23 protein-coding genes are annotated in these 25,270 nt (G+C 59.0%); 7 read left to right on the top strand and 16 right to left on the bottom strand.

Annotated elements, in window-relative coordinates:
* Window positions 1-28 precede the first annotated feature (28 nt).
* The 7 genes from lpcA to purL all read right to left on the bottom strand — a co-directional run bounded on the left by lpcA (window position 29) and on the right by purL (window position 10,833).
* Window positions 29-607: a D-sedoheptulose 7-phosphate isomerase gene (gene lpcA, locus ACEQFP_RS03280; RefSeq protein WP_005283062.1), complete on the bottom strand. Its 579-nt coding sequence runs from the start codon at window positions 605-607 to the stop codon at window positions 29-31.
* Window positions 608-856: 249 nt separating this feature from the next.
* Complete coding sequence (glnB, locus tag ACEQFP_RS03275; protein ID WP_005283058.1) at window positions 857-1,195, bottom strand: nitrogen regulatory protein P-II; 339 nt, start codon at window positions 1,193-1,195, stop codon at window positions 857-859.
* Window positions 1,196-1,208: 13 nt separating this feature from the next.
* Window positions 1,209-2,831 carry an NAD+ synthase gene (locus tag ACEQFP_RS03270; RefSeq protein ID WP_035598978.1) on the bottom strand — a complete coding sequence of 541 codons (1,623 nt, stop codon included), beginning with the start codon at window positions 2,829-2,831 and terminating at the stop codon, window positions 1,209-1,211.
* Between the two features lie 163 nt (window positions 2,832-2,994).
* Window positions 2,995-4,335, bottom strand: a complete 1,341-nt coding sequence (glrR, locus tag ACEQFP_RS03265) for a two-component system response regulator GlrR (RefSeq protein ID WP_005283041.1) — start codon at window positions 4,333-4,335, stop codon at window positions 2,995-2,997.
* A 3-nt stretch (window positions 4,336-4,338) separates the two neighbouring features.
* Entirely contained in the window at window positions 4,339-5,049 is a 711-nt protein-coding gene (gene qseG, locus ACEQFP_RS03260) for a two-component system QseEF-associated lipoprotein QseG (RefSeq protein WP_074428758.1), read from the bottom strand.
* An 8-nt stretch (window positions 5,050-5,057) separates the two neighbouring features.
* Complete coding sequence (locus ACEQFP_RS03255) at window positions 5,058-6,473, bottom strand: sensor histidine kinase KdpD (protein WP_005283031.1); 1,416 nt, start codon at window positions 6,471-6,473, stop codon at window positions 5,058-5,060.
* A gap of 469 nt (window positions 6,474-6,942) precedes the next feature.
* Window positions 6,943-10,833, bottom strand: a complete 3,891-nt coding sequence (gene purL, locus ACEQFP_RS03250; protein WP_098143390.1) for a phosphoribosylformylglycinamidine synthase — start codon at window positions 10,831-10,833, stop codon at window positions 6,943-6,945.
* Between the two features lie 279 nt (window positions 10,834-11,112).
* On the opposite strand from purL, the gene mltF reads away from it, so the two are divergent.
* Window positions 11,113-12,579 (top strand): membrane-bound lytic murein transglycosylase MltF, encoded by a 1,467-nt coding sequence (gene mltF / locus ACEQFP_RS03245; protein ID WP_035598971.1) that lies wholly within the window; start codon window positions 11,113-11,115, stop codon window positions 12,577-12,579.
* A gap of 7 nt (window positions 12,580-12,586) precedes the next feature.
* Here mltF and tadA read toward each other — a convergent pair whose 3' ends face one another.
* A complete protein-coding gene (gene tadA / locus ACEQFP_RS03240) occupies window positions 12,587-13,105 on the bottom strand; it encodes a tRNA adenosine(34) deaminase TadA (protein WP_005294991.1) in 519 nt (172 codons plus the stop codon).
* A 207-nt stretch (window positions 13,106-13,312) separates the two neighbouring features.
* On the opposite strand from tadA, the gene pspE reads away from it, so the two are divergent.
* Together pspE and yiaY are read left to right on the top strand one after the other, a co-directional pair.
* Complete coding sequence (gene pspE / locus ACEQFP_RS03235) at window positions 13,313-13,651, top strand: thiosulfate sulfurtransferase PspE (RefSeq protein ID WP_035598968.1); 339 nt, start codon at window positions 13,313-13,315, stop codon at window positions 13,649-13,651.
* A gap of 258 nt (window positions 13,652-13,909) precedes the next feature.
* On the top strand, window positions 13,910-15,061 hold the full coding sequence (gene yiaY / locus ACEQFP_RS03230; RefSeq protein WP_047060357.1) for an L-threonine dehydrogenase: 1,152 nt from the start codon (window positions 13,910-13,912) through the stop codon (window positions 15,059-15,061).
* Window positions 15,062-15,102: 41 nt separating this feature from the next.
* On the opposite strand, the gene yfhb is transcribed toward yiaY, so the two are convergent.
* Window positions 15,103-15,747: a phosphatidylglycerophosphatase C gene (gene yfhb, locus ACEQFP_RS03225; protein WP_068871846.1), complete on the bottom strand. Its 645-nt coding sequence runs from the start codon at window positions 15,745-15,747 to the stop codon at window positions 15,103-15,105.
* 133 nt (window positions 15,748-15,880) lie between these two features.
* Here yfhb and ACEQFP_RS03220 point away from each other — a divergent pair, with 133 nt between their 5' ends.
* Window positions 15,881-16,732 carry a MurR/RpiR family transcriptional regulator gene (locus ACEQFP_RS03220; protein ID WP_005283004.1) on the top strand — a complete coding sequence of 284 codons (852 nt, stop codon included), beginning with the start codon at window positions 15,881-15,883 and terminating at the stop codon, window positions 16,730-16,732.
* A gap of 130 nt (window positions 16,733-16,862) precedes the next feature.
* On the top strand, window positions 16,863-17,123 hold the full coding sequence (locus tag ACEQFP_RS03215; RefSeq protein WP_005283002.1) for a YfhL family 4Fe-4S dicluster ferredoxin: 261 nt from the start codon (window positions 16,863-16,865) through the stop codon (window positions 17,121-17,123).
* A gap of 28 nt (window positions 17,124-17,151) precedes the next feature.
* Here ACEQFP_RS03215 and nlpE read toward each other — a convergent pair whose 3' ends face one another.
* The 3 genes from nlpE to ACEQFP_RS03200 form a co-directional block, all read right to left on the bottom strand.
* Window positions 17,152-17,829, bottom strand: coding sequence for an envelope stress response activation lipoprotein NlpE (gene nlpE, locus ACEQFP_RS03210; RefSeq protein WP_005283000.1), 678 nt, complete (start codon window positions 17,827-17,829; stop codon window positions 17,152-17,154).
* A 99-nt stretch (window positions 17,830-17,928) separates the two neighbouring features.
* Window positions 17,929-18,345 (bottom strand): alternative ribosome rescue aminoacyl-tRNA hydrolase ArfB, encoded by a 417-nt coding sequence (gene arfB / locus ACEQFP_RS03205; RefSeq protein WP_005282997.1) that lies wholly within the window; start codon window positions 18,343-18,345, stop codon window positions 17,929-17,931.
* Window position 18,346: 1 nt separating this feature from the next.
* A complete protein-coding gene (locus tag ACEQFP_RS03200) occupies window positions 18,347-18,895 on the bottom strand; it encodes a YaeQ family protein (protein WP_005282995.1) in 549 nt (182 codons plus the stop codon).
* A 225-nt stretch (window positions 18,896-19,120) separates the two neighbouring features.
* Between ACEQFP_RS03200 and ACEQFP_RS03195 the strand changes: the two genes are divergently transcribed.
* Entirely contained in the window at window positions 19,121-19,321 is a 201-nt protein-coding gene (locus ACEQFP_RS03195; RefSeq protein WP_005282993.1) for a YaeP family protein, read from the top strand.
* Window positions 19,308-19,568: a Rho-binding antiterminator gene (gene rof, locus ACEQFP_RS03190; RefSeq protein WP_005282992.1), complete on the top strand. Its 261-nt coding sequence runs from the start codon at window positions 19,308-19,310 to the stop codon at window positions 19,566-19,568. Before ACEQFP_RS03195 ends, rof begins: the two co-directional genes overlap by 14 nt.
* Before the next feature lie 47 nt (window positions 19,569-19,615).
* On the opposite strand, the gene ACEQFP_RS03185 is transcribed toward rof, so the two are convergent.
* The 4 genes from ACEQFP_RS03185 to ACEQFP_RS03170 all read right to left on the bottom strand — a co-directional run bounded on the left by ACEQFP_RS03185 (window position 19,616) and on the right by ACEQFP_RS03170 (window position 25,154).
* Complete coding sequence (locus ACEQFP_RS03185; protein WP_005282990.1) at window positions 19,616-19,945, bottom strand: cytochrome c; 330 nt, start codon at window positions 19,943-19,945, stop codon at window positions 19,616-19,618.
* Between the two features lie 37 nt (window positions 19,946-19,982).
* The gene (gene tilS, locus ACEQFP_RS03180) at window positions 19,983-21,302 is read right to left on the bottom strand and encodes a tRNA lysidine(34) synthetase TilS (protein WP_005282988.1); all 1,320 of its coding nucleotides are present in this window, start codon (window positions 21,300-21,302) and stop codon (window positions 19,983-19,985) included.
* Window positions 21,303-21,445: 143 nt separating this feature from the next.
* Window positions 21,446-22,927 carry a dipeptide permease DtpD gene (gene dtpD / locus ACEQFP_RS03175; RefSeq protein ID WP_035598494.1) on the bottom strand — a complete coding sequence of 494 codons (1,482 nt, stop codon included), beginning with the start codon at window positions 22,925-22,927 and terminating at the stop codon, window positions 21,446-21,448.
* A gap of 82 nt (window positions 22,928-23,009) precedes the next feature.
* On the bottom strand, window positions 23,010-25,154 hold the full coding sequence (locus ACEQFP_RS03170) for a lysine decarboxylase CadA (RefSeq protein WP_005282982.1): 2,145 nt from the start codon (window positions 25,152-25,154) through the stop codon (window positions 23,010-23,012).
* Window positions 25,155-25,270: the final 116 nt, after the last annotated feature.

Below are 25,270 nucleotides of genomic sequence, written 5' to 3'. Positions count from 1 at the left end.
GGCGAACACGACGCTCGCCCCAACGCCATCAGGCCGCCATCTCTTTTTCGATCAGTTGGATCATGATATGGATCGCCTTGATGTGGATCTCCTGGATGCGATCGGCGTAACCGAAATGCGGCACGCGGATCTCCACATCGGCGCTTCCCGCCATCTTGCCGCCATCTTTGCCGGTTAGGGTGATCACTTTCATCCCCTTGGCGCGCGCCGCCTCGATGGCTTTAATAATGTTGCCGGAGTTACCCGAGGTTGAGATCCCCAACAACACATCCCCTTCGCGCCCGACGGCTTCGACGTAACGCGAAAAGACATAGTCATAACCGAAGTCGTTGCTCACGCAGGAGAGATGGCTGGGATCGGAGATGGCGATCGCCGGATAGCCGGGACGGTTCTCACGATAACGCCCGGTGAGCTCTTCGGCGAAGTGCATCGCATCGCAATGCGAACCGCCGTTGCCGCACGAGAGCACCTTGCCACCGGCCTTAAACGAGGCGGCCAATAGCTGTGCCGCCTGTTGGATAGCCAGGATATTGGCCGGATCGGCCAGGAAATTATTCAGTGTCTGCGCCGCTTCGTTTAACTCGCTACGAATCAGATCTTGATACATGGGCACGCCTCATCAATGAGTTCAATCGGATTACTGATGCAGTGTAACGGATCGATCCCGAGAGGAGAAGCGAGGGCGCGTCCAACGATGGACACCTAAGGCGGCGCGTTTTTTTTCGTTTACCCGCCAATAGCGACAGAAAATAAGCCAATACGGGCCAACAATGCGCGCTAATGCCAAAAAACGAAAAACGGAAAAGAGAGGGACGGCGCGTCAAGCACGCGTCGTCCTCGATGACAGAGGATGGGGTTAGATCGCCTCTTCGTCCTGCTCACCGGTACGGATACGCACCACGCGGGCCACATCATAGACAAAGATCTTGCCGTCGCCGATCTTGCCCGTCTGCGCCGTCTGCATGATGGTTTCGACGCAGGTATCGACGATATCATCGGCCACCACGATCTCCAGCTTCACCTTGGGCAGAAAGTCGACCATATACTCCGCCCCACGATACAATTCGGTGTGCCCCTTCTGGCGGCCGAAGCCTTTCACCTCGGTCACCGTCATACCGGTGATACCCACCTCGGCCAACGCCTCACGCACGTCATCCAGTTTGAACGGCTTAATAATCGCATCAATCTTTTTCATCACTGCTCCTCTGTCACCAGTTTTTGCGGCCAAAGCCGGAGGTTATCGGATAACGGCGATCTTTGCCGAAGTTACGCGCCGTGATACGAGGCCCGACGGCGGCTTGACGGCGTTTGTATTCGTTGATGTCCACCAAACGGATCACCTTGCGCACCACCGCCTCGTCGAAGCCATCGGCCACCAGCTGTGCCACCGATTTATCCTGCTCGACGTAGCCTTGCAGGATGGCGTCCAACACATCATAGGGCGGCAAGCTATCCTGATCGACCTGATCCGGTGCCAGCTCGGCGGAAGGCGGACGATCGATCACTCGCTGAGGGATCACATAGCCCAGCGTGTTGCGGTAGCTGGCCAACTGGAATACCAGGGTCTTCGGCACATCCTTCAGCACATCGAACCCACCGGCCATATCGCCATACAGCGTGGCATAGCCAACCGCCATCTCACTCTTGTTACCGGTGGTCAACACCAGACGACGGCGCTTGTTGGAGATCGCCATCAATACCACGCCCCGGCAACGCGCCTGGAGGTTCTCTTCGGTGGTATCGCGTTCGGTGCCGGCGAAGAGCGGCGCCAACTGCCCCATGAAGGCATCGAACATCGGCTCGATGGAGAGGATATCGAACTCGACCCCCATGGTCTGTGCCTGCTCCTGCGCATCGGCCACGCTGATGTCGGCCGTATAACGGAACGGCATCATCAACGCCTGCACGCGCTCCTTGCCCAACGCATCCACCGCGATGGCCAGCGTGAGCGCGGAGTCGATGCCGCCTGACAGTCCCAGCACCGCGCCCTGAAAGCCGTTCTTGCCGACATAGTCGCGCACCGCCAGGACTAACGCCCGGTAGATCTGCGCCAACGCAGGCAGTTCGCTGGCCGGATCGCTCATCGGTTGCGGCCGAGTCTCCACCAGCTGCACCTGCGTCACCTGCTCGTCAAAGGCGGCGAGACGGTGGGTCAACTGCCCCTGCGCATCGAAGACCTTGGAGCAGCCATCGAACACCAACTCGTCCTGACCCCCGACCTGATTCAGGTAGAGCAGCGGCAACCCGGTGCGACGGCAATGATCCGCCAGCAGGGTATTACGCATGTAGGGTTTTTCGCGGTTATAGGGAGAGGCATTGATGGTCAACAAGATCTCGGCACCCGCGGCCGCGACCGCATCCACCGGTTCGTTGAACCAAACATCCTCACAGATCAGGAGCCCCAAACGGTAGCCCTTCAGGGTGACAACGCACGGCGTATCGCCGGCGCTAAAGTAACGCATCTCATCGAACACGCCGTAGTTAGGCAAGCGCTGCTTATAATAGCGCGCCTGTAGCTGCCCATCGGCGAATAGCGACAGCGCATTATACAGCGCCCCCTTCTCACGCCAGGGGTGGCCGACGATCACGGCGATCGACCCGGAGGCTTGGCGCAGACGCTCCAACTGGCTCTGGCAACGCTGATGGAAGTCATCGCGATACAGCAGATCTTCCGGCGGGTAGCCGCAGAGCGCCAGTTCAGAGAACATCACAATATCGGCACCCGCCTGCTGTTGCTGCGCCATGGCGGCCAACATACGCTCGGCATTGCCTTCGATGTCACCGACCAGCAGGTTCAGCTGGGCCAGTGCAATGGAGAGAGTTCGACTCATAAATACTCGCTGTCCAATACGCCGCAGGGCGCCGCACGCGGCATACCGCAGCCTGACTGATAAAAATCCGCAGGGAGTGTAAATCATTCCGACGACTTTGTTTAGCGCCCACGAATGCGCACCGAGCCAAAAACCTCCCGCTCAGAATGCGATCACCGCTCCCTTACTCCTTGAAATCATTTGGATCAAGCGCATGGCGCGACAACAACTTATAAAACTCGGTCCGGTTGCGTCCGGCCATGCGCGCCGCATGCGTGACGTTGCCCTTGGTGATCTGCAGCAGCTTACGCAGATAGTGCAACTCAAAGTGGTGACGCGCCTCGACGAAGGTCGGCAAGGCGCTATTCTCGCCCTGCAAGGCCTGTTCGACTAATGCCTCACTGATCACTGGCGCCGTGGTCAACGCCACGCACTGCTCGATCACGTTGACCAGTTGGCGCACGTTGCCCGGCCAGGCGGCAGTGACCAGGGCGCGCATCGCACCACTGGAAAAGCTGCGCACCTGCGGTTTGTGGCGTTCGGCGGCCTGACGCAGCAGGTGAACCGCCAGCAAGGGGATATCCTCCGGGCGCTGGTTGAGCGCGGGCAAACGTAGGGAGACCACATTGAGGCGGTAGAAAAGATCTTCACGAAACTCGCCCAACTCCATCGCCTTCGGCAGATTGCGGTGGGTGGCGGAGATGATACGCACATCGATAGCGATGTCATGATTACTGCCCAGCGGACGCACCTTGCGCTCTTGCAAGACACGCAACAGTTTCACCTGCAACGCCAACGGCATGTCGCCAATCTCGTCGAGAAACAGCGTCCCACCGGCGGCGGCCTGAAACAATCCTTCGCGGCTGCTTACGGCGCCGGTAAAGGCGCCCTTAGCATGGCCGAACAGTTCAGACTCCAGCAGTGGCTCCGGCAGGGCGCCACAGTTGATGGCGATGAAGGCTCGCCCGGCGCGAGGGCTGGCACGGTGGATGGCGCGTGCTAACAGCTCCTTCCCGGTCCCGCTCTGGCCATTGATCAACACGCTCACATCGGACTGCGCCACCAGGCGTGCCTGCTCCAACAGCCGTAACATTAATGGGCTGCGGGTGACAAAGGCCTGGCGCCACTCCTCATCGCCGCCCTGAGGACGCGATTGGCTCAAGGCGTCGTCGATCGCCTGGTATAAGGCGTCACGATCCACCGGCTTCGTGAGAAAGCTGAACACCCCCTGCTGGGTGGCGGCAACGGCATCGGGAATCGAGCCATGCGCTGTCAGGATGATCACCGGCATCCCCGGCTGGCGTTTCTGGATCTCGCTGAACAACGCCATACCATCCATTTCATCCATGCGCAGATCGCTGATCACCAAATCGATCGGCTCACGCGCCAACTGCCGCAATGCCTCTTGCCCACTGGTGGCCGTCGCCACCCGAAAGCCCTCACTGCTCAGGCGCATGCCTAACAGTTTCAGCAGGCTGGGATCATCGTCAACCAGCAACAGCTGGGCGGCGTGGGTTGATGTCATCCGTTATGGCTCCTTACTCGTCTCGCCGCTGGCGTTCGGCGATGCCGCGCCCCCTGTTCGACCTTCTGGCACGATCTGCTTGCGCGCGGAGAGTTGGCGTTCGATATCCGTCAGGTTCTCCAGCTTGCGCTGGGTCTCCTCCAGCTGCGTCTGCCAGCGCTGGCACTCCGCCTGTAGTCCTTCCAGCTGCGCCTCACTACTGCTCTGGAGACGTTGATAACGCGCCCGCTCCTCCGCCAGGGCAAGGATCTGCGCCTGCTGACTACGCCATAGCTGGATCAACGGCTGTAACGACGGCGGAAATTGGCCATAGAGGGCCGCCAGGCGGTCGAGGATTTGGCGACGTTCGGCCAGGCTCGGCTCGGCGCGCCCGATCAAGAGACTCTGCTTCAACGCCGCCGACCAACTCTCACCGGCTAAACGGTGGGCCTGAGCGCGAGCCTCGCCGCGGTTTAATTGTTGCGCGCAACTCATGGCACGCAGCCAGTACAGGCCGTTGGCCAACGCCGACGGCGCCTGTTCGCGCCACAACGTCGCACAGGCGACCTGTTGATAATCACCGTGTACCGTGCTGGCATTGACCTTGGTGCTACCCGGCGGATTCGCGCTGTGCTCGCCAGTGCCTCGGCACCCGCCGAGCAACAGCAGCAGCAACCACGGCAACAGACGGCATAAACGCGGGAGAGAGGGAGCGCGGAGCAACCAGGTACGCATACTTACTGTTATCTCGCTAACGGGAGTTCGATGCGGAAGCAGACATCGGCCTCGCTATCCGCCACCAGACGCAAGTCGCCATGCATACGACGCAGTGAGTCCCGAGCGATGCTCAACCCCAGACCACTACCCTTAACGGCGCCCTTACGCTGCTGACTCCCTTGAAAAAAAGGCTCAAAAATCATCGCTTGCTCATCGGCAGGGATCGGCGTTCCCTGGTTCGCAACCTCAATCACCAGGCACGCGCCCTCCCGACGGCTACGCAGCCAAATGGTACCGGATTCCGCGCCATAGTGCACCGCATTGGAGTAGAGATTCTCCAGTACCCGTTCTAATAACACCGGTTGCGCCAAACAGCGGCGCTCACGCAGATCGCTCTGTGTCTGCATCCCCTTGGCGCGCGCCGGGAGCCGATGGGCAGAAACGACCCGCTGCACCAGCGCATCCAGATCCAGCGGCGATAAGGTCGGGACACCATCGGCCAGGTGGCGGTTGTAGTCGAGTAATTGCTCGATCAGTTGCTGCAAATGGCGACTACTGCTATCCAGGATGGTCACCACCTCGCGCTGATCGACACTCAAGGGCCCGGCGACCTCATCGGCCAATAACGCCGTGCCCTCGCGTAGGCTCGCCAGCGGTGTCTTCAATTCATGGGAGAGGTGACGCAAAAACTCATGACGCTGCGACTCCAACCAGGCGAGGCGATCGCTCAGCCAGAGAATACGCTGAGCCAGCGTACGGATCTCGCGAGGCCCGCGAAAGGGGGTGTCCCGCCCCAGCGTCTCCCCCTCGCCCAGACGGCGGATCATCCGCTCGACATCCTTCACCGGGCCGATAATCATCCAAGTAAATAGCCCGACCAACAACACGCTGACCAGGAATAGCACCAGCGCCTGCCAGCCGAAGTAACGCCCGCGCTCGGCGATTGCCTGTTGCAACTGCTGCCCCCGACTAAACAACACATTGCGTGTCGCTTGTACCATCGTGCCATTGGCTTGCGAGAAGCGAGCGAGCGCCGCATCGGCCTCCGTCTGCGGCAGGCTATTCACGCACTGCGGCTGAGCCAATTGCGTCAATAGCGCGTCAAGTTGCCGATAGTCACTCCCATCGGGCAACAACGCGGCATGCTGCTCCAACAGTTGGCGATATTGCGCATGCTGACGCTGATAGAGCGCGGCGAGACGCTCATCGCCCAGCACACAGTATTGGCGATAGCTACGCTCCATCTCCAGCGCTAACACCGCCATCGCCTCGCTCCGCCGCGCATCGCTCAGGGTCGTGTGATTGACGTCGGCGGCCTGTGCGCTCAGATGATTCAGACTCTGGTAGGCCTGATAGGCCAACACCAGGAGCGGCAACAGCACCAACAAGAAGGCCAACAAGACCAGTTGACGGAGAGAACGAGGGAATTGGGGCCATGACATGCAGCATCACTCCCGGCGCGAAGCGAGAAAACGGGTCGCCACATGCTACCCGAGCGCCCAGAACGAGAAAAGCCCGACGGGACGAAGCCGGCGGGCCTGATGATTGCCACCGGGGAGTAACCCGGTACGCGACCCGCGCCAATCTGGCACAGGGTAAGAATAGGTAGCGCCTCACTCAACGTGTCGTCCTGTGCCTGATAAAGCGCCGAAGCGACTGTTATCGATATTTCCGGACGGTAGGCACCGTGCTAATGGCGTCATTCGAGGTTTTATGGAGCCGGCCATCAAGGCGCTGACATAAAGAGTTGAATGAGCAACCACTAATATGGTTACACAACTGCCGACAAATAAAAAGTAGCAGCGATTAATATTCTGTAATATTAGGAGCAATCTGTTCAGCGCGCCAGTCGATCACCGCCGACTGGCGCACCGCACGGCCAGCGCCGAAACGCCAGCCGCGCAGGCCGGCTCAGCCCAGCGCCCGACGCGCGTTGCGGAACAGGCGTAACCACGGGCCATCCTCGCCCCACTCGGCCGGATGCCAGGAGTTGCTCACACTGCGGAATACGCGCTCCGGATGCGGCATCATCACCGTCGCCCGCCCGTCCTGGCTGCTCAAGGCGGTAATGCCATTCGGCGAACCATTCGGGTTAGCCGGATAACGTTCGGTCACCTGGGCGAAGTTGTCGACATAGCGCAGAGCGACCAATCCCTGCTGCTCCAAGGCCGCCAGATGAGCCGTGTCGCGTACCTCGACCCGCCCCTCACCGTGTGACACCGCGATAGGCAGGCGCGACCCGCTCATTCCCTGCAGGAACAGGGAGGGGCTATCGCTGACCTCAACCAGGCTAAATCGCGCCTCGAAGCGTTCGGAGACGTTACGCACGAAGCGTGGCCACAGCTCAGCCCCCGGGATCAAACTACGCAGATTAGACATCATCTGACAGCCGTTACACACCCCCAGCGCCAACGTCTCCGGACGCTGGAAGAAGGCGGCGAACTGGTCGCGTGCACGCGGATTAAACAGGATAGACTTGGCCCAGCCCTCACCGGCGCCCAGCACATCGCCGTAGGAGAAGCCTCCGCAAGCCACCAGCGCCTGGAAGGTATCCAGGGTGAGGCGCCCGGCGAGAATGTCGCTCATATGCACATCCAGCGCCTCGAAGCCGGCACGATGGAAGGCCGCCGCCATCTCGACGTGCGAGTTCACCCCCTGCTCACGCAGCACCGCCAAGCGCGGACGCGCCCCGCGGGCGATGAAGGGGGCGGCGATGTCCTCTTGCGGATCGAAGCTCAACGCCACGTTTAGCCCAGGATCCTCCTCTAGCAGCTTGCCCTGATGCTCCTGATCGGCGCAATGCGGGTTATCACGCAGGCGTTGCATCTGCCAGGTGGTCTCGGCCCACCAGGCGCGTAAGGTCGAGCGTTTCTCGTCGTATACCGGCTGCGCGCCATGGCGGATATGCAGTCGATCGCCTGGCATCGCCTGGCCTATCTCGTGGCTAATCGCCGCCAGACCGTGCTCGGCCAAGATGGCTTGCACCGCGACCAGATCGGTCTGGGCCACCTGGATCACCGCCCCTAACTCCTCACTAAACAAGGCCGCCAGCGTATCTTCGCCCAACGTGGCGATGTCGATATCCAGCGCACAGTGGCCGGCGAAGGCCATCTCCGCCAGGGTCACCAACAACCCGCCATCGCCGCGATCGTGATAAGCCAACAATAGCCCCTGCGCCACCAACTGTTGCATCGCGGCGAAGAAAGCCCCCAGTTGCGCGGCGTCGCGCACGTCGGCCGGGATATCCCCCAGCTGGCGGTACACCTGCGCCAAGGCGCTGGCCCCCAGGGCGTTACGCCCGGCACCCAGATCGAGCAGCAGCAGAGCGTTCGGCTGCGTGCAGTGCAGTTGTGGCGTCAGGGTACGGCGTACATCCTCCACGCGCGCGAAAGCCGTGATCACCAGCGATAATGGCGCGGTCATTTCACGCTCCTCGCCATCCTGTTGCCAGCGGGTCTTCATCGACATGGAGTCTTTGCCCACGGGAATGGTCAGACCCAGCGCCGGACACAGCTCCTCACCGACCGCCTTGACCGCCTGATACAGGCCGGCATCCTCGCCGGGATGTCCCGCCGCCGCCATCCAGTTCGCAGAGAGCTTGACGCGCTTAATGTCACCGATGTGACAGGCCGCCAAGTTAGTCAGCGCCTCTCCCACCGCCAGACGCGCCGAGGCGGCGAAGTCGAGCAGCGCCACCGGGGCACGCTCGCCCAACGACATCGCCTCGCCGTAGTAGCTATCCAGGCTGGCGCAGGTGACCGCGCAATCGGCCACCGGCACCTGCCAGGGGCCAACCATCTGATCACGCGCCACCATGCCGGTCACGCTGCGATCGCCGATGGTGATCAGGAAGGTCTTCTCCGCTACCGCTGGCAGATGCAACACCCGTCGAACCGCCTCCTCGATCTCGATGACGCCACGATCCAAGACATTGGCCGGCGCATGCAGGGTATCGACCCGGCGCGTCATCTTCGGCGTCTTGCCCAACAGCACGTCGAGCGGCATATCGATTGGTCGGTTGGCGAAGTGGCGATCGCTTAAGGTCAGTTCGCGTGTCTCCGTCGCCTCACCAATCACCGCGTAGGGCGCGCGCTCACGCTCACAGATGGCGGCGAAACGCGGCAGATCCTGTGGCGCGACCGCCAAGACATAGCGCTCTTGCGACTCGTTACACCACAGCGCCAACGGGCTCATCCCCGCCTCATCATTAGGAATATCGCGTAACTCGAAACGCCCGCCGCGACCGCCGTCACTCACCAGCTCCGGCATCGCATTGGATAGGCCGCCCGCGCCCACATCGTGGATAAAGCGGATCGGGTTGGCCTCGCCCAACTGCCAGCAACGGTCGATCACCTCCTGGCAGCGTCGCTCCATCTCCGGGTTATCGCGCTGTACCGAGGCGAAGTCGAGATCGGCGTCCGACTGCCCGGAGGTCATCGACGAGGCCGCACCACCGCCCAGACCGATGTTCATCGCCGGTCCCCCCAGCACGATCAACTGATCGCCGGCGGCAATCTCCCCTTTCTGGACATGTTCGCCCCGGATGTTGCCGAGGCCACCGGCCAGCATGATCGGCTTATGGTAACCGCGCAGCTCGACGCCGTTATGGCTGGCGACCTGCTCCTCATAGGTGCGGAAATAGCCCAGTAACGCGGGACGGCCAAACTCGTTATTGAACGCGGCGCCCCCTAACGGGCCGTCGGTCATGATATTCAGGGCACTGACGATACGCTGCGGGCGGCCAAAATCCTGCTCCCAAGGTTGCTCAAAACCGGGAATACGCAGGTTGGAAACGGAAAAACCGACCAGCGCCGCCTTGGGTTTAGCGCCACGCCCCGTCGCGCCTTCATCACGGATCTCCCCACCTGAGCCGGTGGCGGCACCCGGCCAGGGCGAGATCGCCGTCGGATGGTTATGGGTCTCAACCTTCATCAGAATATGCGCGGGTTCCTGATGGAAGTCATAGCGCCCGCTCTCGCCATCGGCGAAGAAGCGCCCGACCGCCGATCCCTCCATCACCGCCGCGTTGTCCTTATAGGCCGACAATACGTAATCCGGCGTCTGCTGATAGGTATTCTTGATCATCTGGAACAGCGACTTGGGCTGGGTCTGACCATCGATCACCCAGTCGGCGTTGAAGATCTTGTGGCGGCAGTGTTCGGAGTTAGCCTGAGCGAACATGTACAGCTCGACGTCGCTGGGGTTGCGCTCCAGGCGGGTGAACGCCGTCACTAGGTAGTCCATCTCATCCTGCGCCAACGCCAGCCCCAGGCGCAGGTTAGCCTCCTCTAAGGCGGCCCGGCCCCCTTGCAGGATATCGATATACTGCACCGGCTGCGGCTCGTGCTGGGTAAATAACTGCTGGGCCTGATCCAGATCGGTGAACACACACTCCATCATGCGATCATGCAGCCGATCCTGTAACGCTTGCCATTGCGCATCGCTTAGCGGCTCACTCTCGATGTAGTAGGCCAGACCACGCTCCAGGCGACGAACCTGATGCAACCCGCAGTGGTGGGCGATATCGGTCGCCTTCGAGGACCAGGGCGAAAGGGTACCCGGACGCGGGGTGACTAACAGTAGCCGTCCCGACAGCGCATGCGTGGCTTGCGACGGCCCGTAGGTCAGCAATTGTTGTAGGGTCGCGTATGCCGCGGAGTCCAGTGGCGCGCTGACATCGGCAAAGTGCATGTACTCAGCATAGATAGCGTTCACCGGCAGGGATGCATCCCGGCAGGCAGAGAGCAGTTGGTTAACACGAAAGGCCGATAGAGCGGGAGAGCCGCGCAGAATTTCCATGATGATTTAATTCTCTCGTCTGCGAGGAAGCTGTTTACAGCCGCCTCAATGGGCGAAACAGGGGGAAACCGGCGCCATTATAGTGAATCTCCCAGCGCGACGAAACCGTTTGCGTAGCCTTTCTTGTAAATAGCCCTGAGCGCCTATTTATTGACCCAAAATGCGGTTAAAGTTGCACACTGGCGTTTTGTTAAGCAAAATGCGCCTGTTTTTTTGGTTTGACCTTTATTCCACGTTTAACACCAGCACTCGCATCCCGCTAGACCGTCATGGGATAACTATTTGAAACGTATAAAATATAATTATTACCTTATCGGTATTGTCTGCGCGCTTTTAGCGTTAGCCCTGTGGCCCAACATTCCGTGGCGCAGCGGCAATGAAAATCAGCTACAACAGGTTCTCGATCGTGGAGAGCTGCGCGTCAGTACCATCATCTCTCCGCTCAGTTACCAGCGCGAAGGCAACACGCTCTCCGGGTTGGATTATGAGCTGGCTAAACGCTTCGCCGACTATCTGGGGGTGAAGCTGCGCGTGACTGTGCGCCCCGCCCTGCCCAAGCTGTTCGACGATCTGGAGAGCAACGATGCCGATCTGATCGCCGCCGGATTGCTCTACAACAGTGAGCGACTGCAGCGTTACCGCACCGGCCCGACCTACTACTCCGTCTCACAACAGTTGGTGTATCGCCAGGGTAAGGCGCGTCCGCGCAACCTCGGCGAACTGAATGGCACCCTCAAGGTGCAATCCGGTTCGGCGCACATCACCACCCTGAACCACTATCGCCAGGAAAAGTATCCCCAGCTGCAATGGGAGCATAGCGATCGCCTCTCGGCGAACGACCTCCTCAAGCAGGTGGCCGACGGGAAACTGGACTATACGGTGGCCGACTCGATGGTTATCGCCCTGTTCCAGCGTATTCATCCCCAGGTCGCGGTAGCCTTCGATATCAGCGATGAAGAGCCGGTGATGTGGTACCTCAATCGTAATGAAGACGACAGCCTGTATGCGGCGATGCTCGACTTCTTCAGTCAGAGCGCCGAAGACGGTACCTTGGCGCGCCTGGAGGAAAAGTATATCGGCCATGTCGGCAGCTTCGACTATGTCGATACACGGACCTTCCTCGCCGCCATCGACAACGTGCTGCCGACCTTGCAAGAGTTCTTCACCCAGCACGCGCGCACCATGGATTGGCGCCTATTGGCCGCCGTCTCTTATCAAGAGTCTCATTGGAATCCGCAGGCGACCTCACCGACCGGGGTGCGCGGTTTGATGATGTTGACGCGGGCCACCGCGGAGGGGCTGGGGGTCAAGGATCGCCTCGATCCGGAGGAGAGTATCGCGGGCGGCTCGCTCTATCTGGAGCGTCTGATGAGCAAGCTACCCGAGAGTATCCCGGAAGATGAGCGGATTTGGTTTGCCCTGGCCGCCTATAACATGGGCTACGGCCATATGTTGGATGTGCGCCAATTGACCCAGCAGCAAGGGGGCGATCCCGATAGCTGGGCCGACGTTAAGCAACGTCTGCCGCTGCTGAGCCAGAAGAAATACTATCAGCGGCTCAACTATGGCTACGCCCGTGGCCACGAAGCCTATCAATATGTGGAGAATATTCGCCGCTATACCGTCAGCCTACGCGGTTATCTACAGGAGAAGGAAAAGCGCGAGGCGGCCGAGGCGACCCGTCTGGCACTGCTAGCGCAACGCGGTAACGCCGCACTGCCGTTAAGTGCCAATCGCCTCACCCTGTAACGATCGGCTACTCCTGCGCCCCCTCATCGGGCGCAGCCTGACGCCGGGCCTCGCGCTCGGCGCGCTTCTGGGCCCGCCGTTGGCGAAAAAAATCACTCAATTGCGCCGCACACGCCTCGGCTAACACCCCACCACACACCTCGATGCGATGATTCATTCCCGGGTGACCGAGCACATCGAGTAACGAGCCGGCGGCGCCGGTTTTCAAGTCACTCGCACCGTATACCAGACGCCGGATACGGCTGTGCACCATCGCCCCGGCACACATCACGCATGGCTCCAATGTCACATACAGCGTCGCCTCCAGCAGGCGGTAGTTCTGTAATACCGCGCCCCCCTGTTGTAGCGCCATGATCTCGGCATGTGCCGTCGGATCGTGACGGGTAATAGGCCGGTTCCACCCTTCGCCGATCACCTGATCATCCAGGACTAACACGGCACCGACCGGTACCTCGCCCTGCGCTCGGGCCCGTTCTGCCAACGCCAGCGCCCGGCGCATCCAGTAACTATCATCGTGTTGTGTCACACCATCCCCCCTTCGGTTTCCGGCGCGCATTATACACAGCCCTCTCCTCCCATTAGCGTTATTTCAATTTTGCTGGCATCGCAGCAGACAGCGAAAACATCACAGACATACTATATGTCGCCTATCGCTTAGGCGTTGGCGAATCGCCAGGCAAAACGCCATCGGCCCATCGTCACCCAATGACCCCCATTTACCGGAGATACCTGGATGTTTGCACAAATTCGGCGCATGAAACACGCACTATTGCTGGCTGGCCTACTGACCGCCTCAGCCCCACTCTGGGCCGCAGAGTACTGGATCGATGTCCGTGTACCAGAGCAGTACCAGCAAGAGCACGTCAAAGGCGCTCACAACATTCCTCTCAGCCAGATGGAACAACGCATCGCCAGCCTGACCCAAGATAAAAACGACACGCTACATCTGTACTGCAACAGCGGACATCAATCCGGCAAGGCGCAACAGCTATTGCAAGAGATGGGTTACCAGCACGCCATCAATGAAGGCGGCCTGAAACAGGTAGCAAAAAGCCAAGAGATGGTAAAATAATCACACAGTTAGTCGGCGGCACGCCCAGTCACTGCGCGTACCGCCCTTCCCCTCTTCCTCGCTGCCGTGACAAGAAAATACGCCAAACACAATAAAAACAAACAAATAATCAATAAATAATGACTAAACAATACAAAAGAAATACATTTGTTAGTTACCTAAATATTTAATTTTCACCATTCCGTGCGCAAGATCGCTGTAATTCACCCTGAAACAGCTATCTTTCATGTTAATTAAATAACATGAAAGGAGTTGTCGATGGCAACCTCAACGTTTTTTATTCCGAGTGTGAACATGATCGGCAGCGGCTGCCTGAACGAGGCCACCGCCACGATGAAAGAGTATGGTTACCGCCAAGCGTTGATCGTCACCGATAGCGTGCTAAATCGTCTCGGTGTCGTCGCGGAAGTACAGGCACTGTTAGCCGAGGGCGGCATTCAAAGCGTGGTCTATGACGGGACCCATCCTAACCCCACCACCGAGAACGTTGCCGAAGGGCTGGCGTTGCTGCGCGAGCAGCAGTGCGATTGTGTGATCTCCCTGGGGGGCGGATCGCCGCATGATTGCGCCAAGGGGATCGCCCTCGTGGCGACCAATGGTGGCGATATCCGCGACTATGAAGGGGTGGATCGCTCGCAGCATCCCCAACTGCCGCTGATCGCCATCAATACCACCGCCGGCACCGCCTCCGAAATGACGCGCTTCTGCATCATCACCGATGTGCAACGCCACATCAAGATGGCTATCGTAGACAAACACGTTACCCCGATTCTCTCCGTCAACGATCCCAAACTGATGAGCGGTATGCCTAAAGGGCTGACCGCCGCCACGGGGATGGACGCCTTGACCCATGCCGTCGAAGCCTACGTCTCCACCGCCGCGACGCCCATCACCGATGCCTGTGCCTTGAAGGCGGTCACGATGATCAGCGCCCATCTGCGCACCGCCGTGAATGAGGGGGGCGATATGGCCGCACGCGAGGCGATGGCCTATGCCCAGTTCCTCGCCGGGATGGCCTTCAATAATGCCTCCCTGGGCTATGTGCACGCCATGGCCCACCAGTTGGGCGGGTTCTATGATCTGCCGCACGGTGTTTGCAATGCGATACTGCTGCCTCATGTCCAGGCGTTTAACGCCCGAGCCTGTGCCGGCCGGCTGAAGGATGTCGCCGCGGCGATGGGCGTCGATGTACAAGGGATGAGCGATGAGCAAGGCGCCGATGCCTGTATCGCGGCGATCCGCCGCCTGGCACACGACGTGGCGATCCCTGCCGGTCTACGCGAATTAAAGGTGCGCGAGGAAGATCTGGATACCCTGGCCAATAACGCGTTGAAAGACGCCTGTGGCTTAACCAACCCGATCCAAGCTAGCCATGCGGAGATCGTGGCGATCTTCCGCGCCGCGCTGTAACGCGGATCGCGCGCCTCCCCATCTCCACGGCGGGGCGCGCCTCAAGGTAATCGGTGTAACGCGCCGTCACGATCGATCCGATAACGGAAGCGGCAGTGACGCAATACACAGTCGTCCTGGCGGCTATCGCTATAACCGCTATACAGCTGGAACCGGCGGCCTAGTACCTGCTCCAGCTGGCGTACTTTCTCCTGCCCCAAACAACGACGCGTCAAGGTCCAGCCACCATAACGACGCCGAATCTGTGTGCCAATCAACGTCAAACGAGGCAACAAGCCGCTATCACGATAGACCTGTTCGACTAGTTGCTGCGGTGAGCCCGTCAACAACCAGACTCGCGTCTCTGGGCAGGAAAGATACGCCTCTAGCCGCGCCCGAACCTGAGGGAAAGGCTGTAAGCGGGGGCGAAACGCGACGACAAACGCGGCCTCCAGCGCCTGTAAGGTGGCCTCACTATGGCCGAGCGTGATGCTCCAGAGCAACAAGCTAATCGGCCGCCGTGCCGCCCGCCCCCCCGCCAACAGTCCCACGGCGACCAGGGGGAGACACAATACTACCAGGGGCCAATTAGCGGGCAGGCGCCACAGGAGAAAGCGTAAAAAGCAGCCGAACAGATCTTGGCGGTGTAAGGTTCCGTCCAAATCGAAAAATACCTGCCGACGCGTCGCATGATGTCGTTGTGACATCGGTCGCCCTCCTTTCGTCACCGTCAGAGACGCGCAAACCCGCACCGAGGTGGTGAGCTGCAATAGCAAGCAGGGTTTACGTTCATGGCGTCGACTATGGCAAACTATCGACTGGCATGCAAAGGGGATATTTATGAGCAGTCTGGTGAGAATAAAGCAGCTTTATCATTCACTGGCGCAGAACGAGCGCAAACTGGCAGACTTTATCCTGGCCTCGCCGGAGCGTTTAGTGAAGCAGAGTTCCCAGGAGTTGGCCGATACCCTCGGGGTTAGCCAATCCAGCGTCGTCAAGTTCGCACAGAAGCTTGGATTCCGTGGTTTTCCGGCATTGAAACAGGATATCGCCGCCTATCTGATGCGTCATCAAACGCCGAGTGGAGAAACCCCGATCCACCACGGCATCCTGCGCCAGGACTCGCTCAAGCTGGTCGGCGAGAAGTTGATGGCGGAGAAGATCGCGGCCCTCCAGGCTACCATGACCATTAACCATGAAGAGCAATTGCAACAGGCGTTGAAGATGTTGCTCAATGCCCGCCGTATCATCATCGCCGGGCTCGGCTCCTCGGGCTTAGTCGCTAAAGACTTAGCCAACAAACTGATGCAGATCGGTATGGCCGCCTATGCCGAGTCCGACGCACACGTTCAGATCGCCTGCGCGCATGCCATGCAGCCACAAGACGTGCTGATGGCCATCTCCTACAGCGGTGAGCGCAAAGAGGTCAACACGGCCGCCGCCATGGCGCGACGCTGCGGCGCGCAGGTCTTAGCGCTGACCGGCTTCCCCCCCAACTCCTTACAGGAGTTAGCCGATCTGACGCTATATACCGTCACCGACGATCACGCCATCCAGGCAATGGCGATCTCCTCGCGCGTGGCCCAGGGTGCGCTGACCGATTTGCTGTATATGGGGCTGGTGCAACAGAACGCCGACCTGGCCTGTCAGCATATTCGTGATAGCCGCGATCTGGTCAAGACGCTACTCTGAGCGTAAGACATCGCGCGTAGAAAGCTTTTTCAATCTCAGCCGGACTGTGCAAGAATACTGCGCGTACGATGGCAGACAGGGACGAAATCTACATATCATGATGATATTTAATAGATTTTAAGAGAAAAGAATGGCGTTACTGATTACCAAGAAATGCATCAACTGCGACATGTGTGAACCGGAGTGCCCCAATCAAGCCATTACGATGGGGGAACAGATCTACCAGATCGATCCGGCGCGCTGTACCGAATGCGTCGGCCACTACGACGAACCAACCTGCCTCAAGGTGTGCCCGATCGACAACACGATCATTCCCGACCCGGCCCACATCGAGAGCGAAGAGCAACTGTGGGATAAGTTTGTCCAACTCTACCACAGCGACTCATTATAAGCGGGCTTCCGCCCGCCCTCTTTAGCCTTTAGCGGCAGTGGCCGCTGGCATCGAAACGGGCCTCGCCATCCGGTACCAGGGTCTTGGCCACCTGTCCCTCTTCCATCGAGGGGAGCACCGCGAAGTGCCCCTCTATTTCGACATAGACCGCCTGCCCCGGCGACGGGCGCGCATTCAGGTAGGCCTGTTCCAACGTTGCCGTCGAGCTCACCGGATAGACGTTATTGGTGGCGCAGTCATGAAAGGTGGTTGCATCGGCCTGATACAGGTACATTCCCTTGAAGGTCATCGCCGTCACCGGTAACGGGGAGGCCGAGGCCTTCAGGGTATAGTTAAACGGCGAGTCGATCTCGTTGCCGCTACTGTCCAATAGGCGCATGTCGTTCCCCACCGGGCGGAAATAGCGCTTCTCACCATCGCTGCCGATCAAGACTAAGCGGTCGGCGGTACGCTGCCAGCGCCCATACTCGGCGAAGCTCCGATCGCCGTCACGCGTCGCGCGATAGGTCGACTTAAGGACGAAACTGCCGTCCTTATCCAAAAATAACGACATCTCCATGCCGCCACAATCGGCGCACGGTAGCATGCCCTGAAAACTCTGCGCCATCGGCACCAGGGGTTGCTCGGCATATTGTGTGCGCGCATGGCAGCCGAATAGCGTAATCACCCCCGCCGCCAACAGCAGCGAAATAGCCAGTTTTCCCACAGTTTATCTCCTACTGTGTCAACGAATAAAATATCAAATGGGGCATTCACCGTCCCGCTCAACTCGGGGGACGACGAGGCCCAAAAGGCAAGGTATCGACTACTCCAACGACACCTTCGCACGCAGCGATTTTACCGCTCCGCGCCGACTCTTCTCATCAGTACGCCGCCGCCGAGCACTCCGACTCGGCGCCGTGGGACGACGCGTCTTTTCCACCACGCCCGCCTGGCGGATCAAGGCCGCCAGCCGCGCCAAGGCGTCGGCCCGATTCTGTTCCTGAGTACGGAACGACTGCGCCTTGATCACCACCATGCCGTCGTCCGTAATCCAATGATGTTGCAACGCCAGTAACCGCTGTTGGTAAGCTGGCGGCAGGCTTGAGGCGCGAATATCGAAGCGCAAATGGATGGCACTGGAGACCTTGTTGACATTTTGCCCCCCGTTACCCTGGGCGCGAATCGCACTCAGGACGATCTCCCGATCGGGGATGACCAGGTGGGCGTTGATCTGCAACATCTCAGGCGGCGCCCTGTTGCCACACGTCAAACGTAATCTCGACGCTGTGTTCGTTGTCGGAAACCCACAGCTGCCCCTCTTGACGTGTGACGTGCAGCGTCATGGTTCGGGTAGCCAGTGCCGCCAGCTGGCTCAACGCTTCGTCGGTGATAAAGTAGATACTTAGCGGACGCAGTGTACTTAGCCGTGACTGGTTCTGTTGCCACCAGACGCGCGCCGCCCGCTCACTATAGGCATACAGCACCACCTGACGCGAGAGCGCACAGGCCTTTTTGAGACGTTTCTCATCCGGCAGCCCCAGCTCAACCCACAGCTCGACGCCGTTATAATCGTTACGCAGCCACAGCTCTGGCTCATCATCCGCACATAACCCCTTGGTGAAGGTCAGGCGCTCATCCGCATGGCAACACCAGGCCAGCAGGCGCAACATCATGCGCTGCTCCGTCTCTGAAGGGTGCTGCGCCAACGTCAGTGTCGCATCTTGATAATGGTGCCGATCCATGTCGGCGATGTTGACATTGGCCTTATAAATCGTTGCCTTCAGTGCCATTGGCTTCCCCGTTTCGTATCTTTACGCCATTTTACCCGTTTTTACCCGGCGGCACGAATTTAGGCCGAAGGAAAAGCGCATTTTTATCGTCATGCCCGCCGCTCCCCCGCTGTGGAGGTGCTCGGGGCTGTGATATAGTCACCCACGATCATCTATGCGGGCAGGCCATCGCGATGAAGGGCTTGCCTGATAGCACCAGCGGGTTACGCTCTATAGGAGAAGACGTTGCAACAGTACTCTGCGTTGGTTCGGCGTAGATATGCCGAGATCGCCAGCGGGGATCTCGGCTATATCCCCGATGCAATAGGGTGTGCCTTAAAGGCACTGGATGCGGTCGCAGCCGATGAACAGCTGCCATCAGCCGTTAGGGAACAGGCGGCCTATGCCGCCGCGAACTTATTGGTGAGTGATTATGTCGACGACTGAAGAGTACCAAGCCATCAATTGCGATGATTACGACAACCTCGAACTCGCCTGCCAGCATCGACTGGTTTTACACATTGTCCTGCGTAGTGGTGAAACACTGGAGGGCCTAGCGAGCGACCTCATCTCACGCAAACATGTCGAGTATTTGCTGATCACCCATCAGGGCGAGAGCCGTGAGCTGCGCCTGGATCACATCGCCAGCTTCAGCCACCCCCAATTAGGCACCATCACGATTAGCCTGTCGTAACGGCTACCCTCACCGCTTAGCCGGGGCGCACCAATGCGCCCCACCACTCACGGCTTGGCCGCCGGTTTCAGACTCGCATAGTAAGCGGCAATGTTTTCGATATCCTGGCTATTCAGCGGTGCCAGATAGGCCGACATGATCGCCGCCTGACCGCCCTGCCGCGTACCCTCTTTATAGCCCTGCATCGCCTCGACCAGCTTGCTCGCGCTCTGTCCAGCCAACGCCGGATACATCGGCGGCAACCCTTGCCCCTGCGCACCGTGACAGGCCACACAGGTGGCCGACTTCTTCTGCCCGGCCAGGCTATCCCCCGCGGCATGCGCCCAGGAGGATGTCGCCAACGCCAACACCAGCACCGCGCCCAATCTCACTCTCATCGCTCTCTTCTCCTGGGGGGCACACTGCTCCCGCCTGTTACATCCAGTCCTTCGTCCAATGAATATTCCATGCCGTATCTTCAGAGACAGCTTGCCCCTCCTGGGTAACGAAGACGCCCAAGGCGGCGATCAGATGCTCACCATAATACAGCATCGGCGTCCGTTCACGCTCCCAAGGTGGAATATGCAACTCCTGCCAGATTTTTTTAATCGGTCGAGAATGACGCCGACCGACGATACGCAGCACCCCTTGTGCACAGAAACGGATGGAGACGGCCTCATCGGCCGCTGGCGCGCGAACGGCGATCCCGCGAGAGCCCAGCTGCAGTTCGCCCAACCCATCGGGCAGGCTTAGCGGTTGGCGTGGATCCCACGACAACACCTCGTCACGTAACGAGCGCATCGCGGGCAATAGGTAGAGACGGCGGCGGAAGCGCCGGATCTGGCTATTCGCCAGATGCAGTTGTGGCTCGGCATCGTCGCGCGCCAAGGCCACCTCATGCCATAGGCGCTGTAACTGCTCACGAGTCGGCATGGTGACGCCAAAACAGGCGATCCAACGGCGCAGCAACGCATAGCGTTTGGCCTCGGACAACGGCAGTAATCCGTCGACACTCAGCGAATCATCCTCGCTCATCAACGCCTGTAACGACTCCAGCAATAGCTCATCCAGCAACTGCTCCTGCTCGGCACACAGGCTAGCGCTGCGCGCCACCGCCTCGGAGAAGTGTGGCCAGCGCGCGCGCAACAGTGGCACGATGCGCATACGCAGGAAGTTACGGTCGAAGCGGGCATCGGCGTTGCTATCATCCTCGACCCAGGTCAGGTGGTGTGCCTGCGCGTAACTCAGTAGCTGACGTCGGGACAATCCTAACAGAGGGCGCCGCTGTTCAGTGGCGAAGAAGGGCATGCTTTCGGCCATCGCCGACAGACCGGTCGGCCCGCTGCCACGCTTGAGTGCCAATAGGAACGTTTCACACTGATCGTCCAGATGCTGGGCGGTCAGCAGCGTCTCGTGGCTGCCGATCAACGCCGCGATAGCGCGATAGCGGGCATCGCGTGCCGCCGCCTCGACGCTATTACGCTGGGTGTCCACTTGCACATGTAACACATGCAACGGCACCTGCCAGTGGTGACAGACCGACTCACAATGCTCCACCCACTGATCGGCGAAAGCGCTCAGACCATGATGCACATGTACCACCCGCAGGCGGAGCTGAGGCAGGCGCGTGGCACGCAACTGCACCAGCGCATGCAACAGCACGGTGGAGTCCAGGCCGCCACTGAAGGCGACCAACAGGTGCCGCCGCCCGGCTAGCTTGTCGGCGATGTGCATCTGGATATCTAGGGTATTCATGGAAATATTCGCGGCTTACACCGCCCTGCATCGATAAGTATCAGCACGTTAACCAGCAATTCGTCGAGAAGCAAGCCCCGCCACTCACAGAATGACCGGGCCGGCTATCACACTCCGCTGGGCCGCCCAAGAGGGCAGCCCTTTTACTCTGACACCACCTGCGGCGCGCTACGGCGCAGCAGCAACAGGTTGACCAGCCAAATCACGGCAACCAGCAGCACACAGCCCAATGCCCCCCAGGCGATGTCGCTAAACACCTTGGCATAGGCCATCACCGAATGGGTCAACGCCTCGCCGCCATGGGCAAAACTGGACTCGGCGGTCTGATTGGCGATGATCCCGGCCAAGTAGTTGGCTACCGATCCGGTCGCCAGCATATAGATCCCGGTGAGGACGCCCGTCACCCCGGGGATCTTCAGGCGCGTGATCTGCGCCATGGCGACCGGATCGATAAACAGTTCTGCGCATCCCATCACCGCCAGGCCCAACACCGTCAGCCCCATCGAGGCTTGACCATGCAGCGCCGCCCATCGGGCATTGAACGTTAGGATGCCGAAACCGGCGCCGATCAACGCCAGTCCGAGGGCAAACTTGCCCCAGATACGCAAGATACGGTTACCACCGCTACGCTCACTGACCAGCCAGGCCAGCACCACGCCACTGATCATCACCGCACCGCCATTGACCGACTGGAACAATGCCGTCGGTACGGTGAAGGAGAACAGATGGCGATCGACGAAGCGGTCGATAAACAGGCTGATGGAACTACCGCCCTGCTGAGCAAAGGCCCAGAATAGAGTACCCAACCCCATTAATATCATGATCTGTAGCAGCCCACGTCGCTGCTCGCTGTCCGCACGACGGAAGATATTGGTCAGGATGATCATCGCCCCGGCGCATACCAAGGCCAAGGCATAGCTGGACCAGTCGCGCCAGAACAGGATGGCCACCAACAGCGGTGAGAGGGCCAAGACCAACACCAGCCAGCTCCAATTAGGTAATAGCGCCTTACGCGCGCGCAACGCTGGGCCGTTCATTCCCTTGGTGTGGCGGAAGTGGCGGTGTCCACAGATAAAAATCACCAGACCGGCGCACATGCCGATCCCCGCCAGCGCGAAGCCGACGTGCCAACCATACTGCTCGGCGGCCAGACCACAGGCAATCGGCGCTATGATCGAGCCAATATTTCCCGCCGCATACAGTAGGGAAAAGCCCCCGTCACGGCGTGGATCCTCTGCAGAGTAGAGTTCGCCGAGCAGGCAGCTGATATTCGATTTAAATAGACCGTAGCCACAGACAATGATGGCCAAGGCGAGATAGAGGGAGAACGGGGAGACGGCACTCAACCCTAACACGACGTGTCCCAGGGTCATCAGTGCGGCGCCGGTGATCACCGCGACGCGGTTACCGAGCAGTTTATCCGCCAAGATGCCGCCGAGGATCGGCGTCACATAGACCAGTGAGGCATAGGCACTGTACAGGCCGAAGGCGTGGGTATCGTTATAACCGAGTTGGTGGGTGAGATAGAGGATCAGTAACGCACGCATGCCGTAAAAGCTGAAGTATTCCCAGATTTGCAGCGCTACGACATAGTAGATTGCGCGCGGTTGTGAGGGTGTTTTCATAGAGTCTCCCTGAAAGCGGGGGGATACGATAAGGGGAAAAATAAAGGGCGCCCCCTACTGGGGCGCCCTCGGTCATCAGCGATTACTTCTGTTCTGTTTTCAGAACTTTCACTGTGTAACGACCATCAGCCTGACGATAAGCGCCGTGGATGTCGGTTTCGAAGCCCGGGTAGTGAGCACCGATTTCGCACAGCATCTGCAGGAACTCCAGTACCGGACGGCTTTCTTCGGTCAGCATTTCACCCGGCATTACCAGCGGAACTCCCGGCGGGTACGGCAGGATCATGTTGGCGTTGACTTTGCCGATCATCTCTTCGAGGTAAACCTCTTCGGTCTGACCGCGCAGTTCCATCTGGAATGCGTTGTGCGGGTTCATCACCATGGTCGGCAGAACTTCGAAGGCACGGTACATCAGATCCGGCAGGTTGTGATGCTGAATCAGTGCGTGGATGCCTTGAGCCAGTTCCTGAATACGCATGTTTTCATAGAACTCCGGATCTTCACGGTACAGTGAAGGCAGCATGTTCTTAACGCGCAGGTTCAGGTCGTAGGCACGTTTGAAGTCGGTCAGACCACGCAGCAGGCTCATCGCCTTGGTCTTATCGATACCGATGCTGAACAGGAACAGCAGGTTGTACGGACCGGTCTTCTCAACGATGATGCCATGCTCATCCAGGTACTTAGCCACGATAGATGCCGGGATACCGGTATCCGCCATGGTGCCATCTTCCTTCATCCCCGGAGTCAGCAGAGTGACTTTGATCGGGTCGAGGAACATGTGGTTCTCATCGATGTCTTTAAAGCCGTGCCAAGATTCTTTCGGATCCAGGTTCCAGCATTTCGCTTCGTCGATGTGCTCCGGCTGCCATACGTCGAAGAACCAGCCATCAGACTCGGAACGCAGGCGTTTGATCTCTTTACGGAAGCGGATAGCACGTTCGATAGAACCGTTAATCAGGCGCTTACCAGCATTACCCTTCATCATCGCCGCAGCGGTTTCGATGGAAGCCACGATACCGTAGTGCGGAGAGGTAGAGGTATGCATCATGAACGCTTCGTTGAAGGTTTCTTCGTTGATGTCACCTTTAACGTGGATCATGGATGCCTGAGAGAAGGCCGCCAGCAGTTTGTGAGTAGACTGGGTTTCATAGATCACCTTGCCTTCTACACGATCGCCACTCATGCCGCACAGGCCTTTGTAGATCGGGCTGAAGTTGGTGTAAGGCACCCAAGCTGAGTCGAAGTGGATGGATTTAACATCCAGGGTCTTCTTGATGTATTCCGCGTTGTAGAACAGACCGTCGTAGGTGGAGTTGGTCACTACGGCGTGTACCGGCCAGGTCGCGTTCGGGGTGTTCTTCACACGCTCTTCGATGGTTTCACGAGCGAATTCGCTCTTCGGAATACCACCCAGGATACCGTAGGCGTTACGGGTCGGACGGAAGTAGATCGGCGTAACGTCGCTCATCATCATCAGGTGAGTCAGAGACTTGTGGCAGTTACGGTCGATCATGATGGTGCTGCCGGCCGGTGCGGAGTACATACCAACAATCTTGTTGGCGGTTGACGTACCGTTGGTCACCATGTAGCTGCGTTCAGCGTTGAAGGTACGTGCGATGTACTCTTCGGCTTCTTTATGCGGACCGGTGTGGTCCAGCAGAGAGCCCAGCTCGGAAACGGAGATGGAGATGTCAGATTTCATGGCGTTAGCGCCGTAGAAATCATAGAACAGGCTACCTACCGGGCTCTTCTGGAACGCGGTGCCGCCCATGTGGCCCGGCGTACAGAAGGTGTACTTGCCTTCTTTCACGTAGTTGAACAGCGCCTTGGTCAGCGGCGGCAGGATTTCGTCTACGTAAGCGTCGGTGCTCTGACGGATTTTCAGGGCGATGTCTTCGGCTGCACCCAGGGCGTATTCGAAGAATTCAACGTTCAGACGCAGATCGCTCAGGCTAACATCCAGCGTAGAGTGGGTGTTGGCGAAAGCGTAAACCGGCAGATGCTCGTTCATCTCGCTGATGTCACGGCACAGGTCCAGGTTATAAGTATCCCAGTCGAAGATGACGCCGCACAGACGGGCGTTATTGTCGATCAACTTCAGCAGGTCTTCACGGTCGTTCGGATAAACGATCTGAAAATTCTGAGCTTCCAGTGCCTTATGCAGTTCACGGATGGGTTCTTCTTTGAAGTAAACACCCATGTGATTAAGGATGGCAATAATATTCATACTTTAATTCTCCAGGCAAAATGCGGGCCTCTCTCCGCGTGCGTTGGAACGCGTCATAGTAGAGAGAGGCTGGATAAAGTCGTTAAATTACTTGCTGTGTGTAATCGTTAGGATTA

The organism is Edwardsiella sp. A.80236 (assembly GCF_044540725.1).
Classification (GTDB): domain Bacteria; phylum Pseudomonadota; class Gammaproteobacteria; order Enterobacterales; family Enterobacteriaceae; genus Edwardsiella; species Edwardsiella tarda.
Note: the sequence above shows the minus strand (reverse complement) of the source record. Positions and strands in the feature narration are given on the sequence as shown.